The sequence below is a fragment of the Mesorhizobium sp. M7A.F.Ca.AU.002.02.1.1 genome, assembly GCF_003998535.1.
Lineage (GTDB): Bacteria > Pseudomonadota > Alphaproteobacteria > Rhizobiales > Rhizobiaceae > Mesorhizobium > Mesorhizobium ciceri.
The window spans coordinates 1-4,796 of record NZ_RZPB01000479.1 but is presented as its reverse complement, the minus strand read 5'-3'; the positions used below and the strand labels follow the sequence as shown (position 1 = coordinate 4,796).

Genomic DNA, 4,796 nt, shown 5'->3' with positions numbered 1-4,796 from the left:
ACCGTCAGCTGGATAACCCGCCGCAACCGAGGTTCGGTCAGTTTCGACGGAACCTGGGCCAGCGCTACATGGGTCGAGACATGGCTGACGCGAAAATCGCCATGGGCGAGCATCATCACGGAATCGCGGGCGCCTGTGAGTTCTGCCAGCATGTCGGTGTGACCGGCATAATGATAGCCGGCCAGATTGAGCGCCTCCTTGTTGAGGGGAGCCGTAACGATGCCCGCAATTGAACCGGCCTGCGCCAGGCGAACGGCCTTTTCGATCGCCAGATAGGCGAGGCGCCCGCCTTCCGCCGACAAGACGCCTGTCTCGATAGGTGTGCGTTCGGGGCCGGCTTCGAGAATGGCTAGCGGCGGAAAAACCCCCGCGGCCGAAGCTGACGGTTGTTCCTCCTCAATGCGCCCGGAAATCGACTCCATTGCACGCATGGCGGCGACGCTGCCGATGATGAGAAGGGACAACGATCCGTCGGCAAGACGCGGTTTCAGCCGTGCGCATGCCTTTGCGATGATCTCGGGGCCGATGCCCGCAGGATCACCCATTGTGATGCCGAGTCTTGGACCAGACATGAACGCCTCTAATCGGTCAATTGTGATCATCTTCTAATCCTTGTAACCAGAGATGCGCAATAGTTTTCTTTTGCAGTCATTCGTAATCAGCCGCACGGTGAAATCCGCCTGTTTTCCCACCTCTCTGTGGGAGCAGTCCCCGTGTAGCCGGCTGCTGAAAGATCGCTTGACGTCATTTGACCGGCGGGAATGGACCCGCCCTGTGCTTTTGCCGGCGACCGTCTTGATCAGCGACGCGCGAGAGTCGCGAGCCTGCAGAAGAGGGCGCTGTCGCCGAACGCGCCAGATTTGGAAGTTGTGGCTAGCCCTTGGAAAACGCCGCCTTTGATTCTGGAGATCGGAAGCCCCGGTTCAATCTCGCTCTCGACCGTGAGTTCGACGACGCCGAGGCTGGAGCACACCGATCGCAATGTTTCGCCGCCAGTGACGAGCAGCGTTCCGGGCTTTGGCAAACCGTCAAGAAGCGACGCAAACACCTTGCCGATATGATCTGCAATCGCGTGGCGATCACCCGATGCAACCACAGTGACAACCGACGGCGCACCTCGCATGATCCGTTTTGCCAGATCCCTTTTCGCTTTGTCGATGTCGCGTTCCACAACGATATGCCCATCAGCATGCTTGGTGGCAAACGAGGCCACCTGTCCCGCCGTGACTTCGTGATTTGTGCCGACAAGGCCCAGGAACGGGGCGGGCAGTGCCGGAACAGGCTTGTGTGGTATGCTCAGGTGTCGCGCCAGCGCGGCAGCCAGGCCGCCCGTACCAACCCAGAGTGTCTGCGGCGCGCTCGCCGTTGCAACGATTTCGTCCAGGTCCTTGTCCGTTTCGGCGTCGTAGAGTGTGAGGAAATGAACCGGCCGCGTGCCCGGTACCGACCGGCCAGAGGAAAAGCGCCGACCGAGGCCGGCGAGGATGTCGGGACCGACCATTTCGGGCCGATCGAGCCGCCATTGACGCCCAAGGCGTGTAACACGGCCCTGAAAGGGGAACGCGGGCGCCAGTACAACCCGCTGGTACGCACCTTCGACGATGCAGGCTTCTATTTCGGCAATGACGTGACCGCGCAAAAGGCTGTCGATCTTCTTGAAGCTCAGCTGTCCGGCGGCCAGCCATGGCGCGAACTTCAAGTGTCTGGCGACGGCCGTTGTCTCGGCGCCCTCACGTGTGGCGATATCGACAGCCGAACGGCCCGAGAGCCTACGATCCAGTTGCCAGCTCACGCCGACACCTTGGCCTGGCGAGGCGAAGCAAACCGCGCTGTCCAGAGCGCCGGTCAGGTCGTCCGCGATGATCCGGATATCGACAGTCTCAAGAGCGCTCAATTGAAGAACCCGAACGGCTGACGCGCACGACGCGGACGTTCACATCGAGCGTCCGAAGATTGCTGAGGTTGGCCTGATCGATGCCGTCATCGGTAATGATCTGGTGGATGTCGGCCAGGCGGCAGATGGTGCAGAAATTCGGAGTGGTGAATTTGGAATTGTCGGCAAGCACGACCACCCGTCGCGCCGCGGCGATCATCGCCTGCTTCATCGCCGCGACCTCGAGCGAGGTCTCCGTGAGCATGTCCCCGGTGATGGCGTGAGTGCCCAGAATTGCCACATCGGCGTGGATGGTACGCAGGAAATTCTCGCCAGGCTGGCCAACCAGAGTTAGAGAACCCGGCTTGCAGGTGCCTCCAAGCATGACGAGGCGTACTCCCGGCACGGTTGCAAGTATCTGCGCGATCGCGAGACTGTTGGTGACGGCCGTAAGCGAAATGGGCGCGGCGGCGATGGCGCGGGCGACTTCCAGAACAGTCGTGCTTGCGTCGAAAATGACACTCTGCCCGGGGCGAAGTTCCGACATCATGGCTGCGCCTATGGCCTCCTTCTCAGCCCTGGCGAAGTGTGCGGCAGTGGCGAGATCTGGCTCGAAGGTGGCGAGTTCCGTGCGTTGAAGCATCGCTCCGCCATGCGTTCGCTCCAATGCTCCCTGCCGTTCAAGCGTCTCGAGGTCGCGCCGTATGGTCGAAGGTGACGCGCCGATGAGATCAATGAGTTCCTGAACGCCGACGGTTCCTTCCCGTTTGAGGCATTCGAGAATGAAAGCATGGCGCTTGGCCGGAATTAGATCGACCCGTCCACGCCCGCCATCGTCTTCCCATGACCCGGCGGACGCTGAGGGCCCGGTATCTTCCACCGTTGATTTTCGAACATTCCTTGCCACGTTCGTATCTCCGCACAGTGCAGCAACACGCTCGCCGGAATCATGGCGAGCCCAGCATCGCGAATATCACGAATTCATTCGGCGAGCCCACTGGTTTGTCATGGCGATGAGCGAATTCCTATCGCTTTTGGCCTTGTTAGAATTATTTTGACTGATTTTGACCATATGTGATAAGCGATGACCGTCAATCCTCGTCAATTGGCACTGACAAGTGCGCAGTTCTTGTCAAAAAAATGGGAATTAAAGTCAGCGATTCAGAGCGCTTGGGCTCTGTCGCGAACCGGGTTGGAGGAACCATGTCTTTCTTGTCGAAGCTGAAATCGGCCCTTGTCGGCGCCGCTGCCGCGGCCTTCTTGTCAACGGCGGCCCTAGCTGCCGATGAACCCACGGTCGGCGTTGTCGTGCCGACCCTGGATGCGCAATTCTGGAATAGCTATGTCGCTTTCATGAAGAAGGGAGCGGATGAGCTTGGTGTGAAGCTCGTTGTCCTCAATGCCGACAACAAGCCTGACCAGATGGTCAAGTCGCTTGAGGACCTGGTGGCCCAGAAGGTCGACGGCATTGTTTTCACGCCCTATTGGGCCACTGCCGCTCGCGGCCTTACCTTGGCCAAGGAAGCCGAGATACCGGTCATCCTCACCGACAGTTATCCGGATTTTTCGCCTCAAACCGAGCGTTTCCCGAATTACATTGCCTTTATCGGGCCGAGCGATGAGGACGCCGGATACCAAATGGCCAAGGCGCTGTTCGCCGCCATCAAGCCGGGGCCTGATGGCAAGAAAGTGATCGGCGTGGTGAACGGCACCGCCGGCACCTCGGTCGCCATTGATCGCCGCAAGGGGCTGGAAGACGCTCTCAAGGAAGCGCCCGATGTGCGCGTCGCCGGCGAAGTCGATGGCAATTTCGTCCGTGATACGTCACAGACCGCATTTGAATCCCTCTTCCAGGGCAACCCGGACATCACCGGCGTCTGGGCCGCGAATGGCGGCACCGCGACCGGCGTGATGGCTGCGCTCAAGAACCATGGGAAAGCGCCCGGCAAGGACGTTATGGTCGTCGGAATGGATCTCAACCCCGAGAATGTCGATGCGGTAAAGTCCGGCGACCTGCTTTTCGATATTGGCGGTCATTGGCTTCAGGGCGGCTTCGCCCTTGTCGCCCTTTTCGATCAGATCAAGGGTATTCCGGTTCCCGCCGGCGCCGACAATGTCAAGCTGAAGCTGCTGCCGCTGACCAAGGATCGCGTTGCGCAGTTCGAGAAGGACTTTCCCGGCGGCGTGCCGACATATGATTTCCGGCAGCACTCGCGCTTCTACAACAAGGACGCCAAGCCGGCCGTGTTCGAGATGCAGTATAGCAACTGAACGTCCGATTGGACCTGCCCGCAATCCCACGGTTGCAGGCAGGCCCTGCCTGGCATTTGGGCGTAGTCAATGATGACACTTGCTGCGAGCGACCTGCGCAAAAGCTACGGCCAGACACGTGCCGTGGTCGGCGTATCCGTAGTGCTTCGGCCCGGCATGGTTCACGCCATCGTCGGCGAAAACGGGGCCGGCAAATCGACGACCTTGCGTATGCTTGCGGGCGCAGAGCGGCCTGACAGCGGCGTCATGACGTTGGATGACGCAAGCTATGCACCACCAAGCGTCATCGGTGCGGCGGCCCTTGGCGTATCGCTTGTATACCAGGAAATCACGATCAACCGTTCGCTGACTGTTGCCGAAAACATCTTCATCGATCGCCTGCGGCAGTTCGCCGGCCCCCTCGGCTTTATCGATCGCAGACGTATGGAAGCCGCGTCGCAAGCGATCCTGGAACGGATCGGCGCGCAAATATCAGTCTCTGCCGATACAGGCCGCCTCAATCTCGGCGAGCTGAAATGCATCGAGATCGCTCGAGCGCTGTCTACAAATCCGAAAATCCTGCTTCTGGACGAATCCACCGCCTATCTCGATCATCGAGAGGTTCAGGCTGTCCTTCGCGTCATCAGCGAACTCAAGGGGCAGGGGATGACCG

General features: G+C 59.8%; 5 protein-coding genes. 2 read left to right on the top strand and 3 right to left on the bottom strand.

Going from position 1 to position 4,796, the window contains the following annotated elements; translation table 11 throughout:
- The 3 genes from EN879_RS24570 to EN879_RS24560 form a co-directional block, all read right to left on the bottom strand.
- A partial coding sequence (locus EN879_RS24570; RefSeq protein ID WP_245493859.1) for a 4-hydroxythreonine-4-phosphate dehydrogenase PdxA occupies positions 1-572 on the bottom strand: 572 nt, incomplete at its 3' end.
- A gap of 227 nt (positions 573-799) precedes the next feature.
- Entirely contained in the window at positions 800-1,894 is a 1,095-nt protein-coding gene (locus EN879_RS24565; protein WP_063170567.1) for a four-carbon acid sugar kinase family protein, read from the bottom strand.
- Positions 1,881-2,753: a DeoR/GlpR family DNA-binding transcription regulator gene (locus EN879_RS24560; protein WP_063170566.1), complete on the bottom strand. Its 873-nt coding sequence runs from the start codon at positions 2,751-2,753 to the stop codon at positions 1,881-1,883. The genes EN879_RS24565 and EN879_RS24560 overlap by 14 nt, the downstream gene beginning before the upstream one ends.
- 323 nt (positions 2,754-3,076) lie before the next feature.
- Between EN879_RS24560 and EN879_RS24555 the strand changes: the two genes are divergently transcribed.
- Entirely contained in the window at positions 3,077-4,144 is a 1,068-nt protein-coding gene (locus EN879_RS24555) for an ABC transporter substrate-binding protein (RefSeq protein ID WP_063170565.1), read from the top strand.
- Between the two features lie 123 nt (positions 4,145-4,267).
- On the top strand, positions 4,268-4,796 hold a 529-nt coding region (locus EN879_RS24550; RefSeq protein ID WP_164774554.1), incomplete at its 3' end, for an ATP-binding cassette domain-containing protein.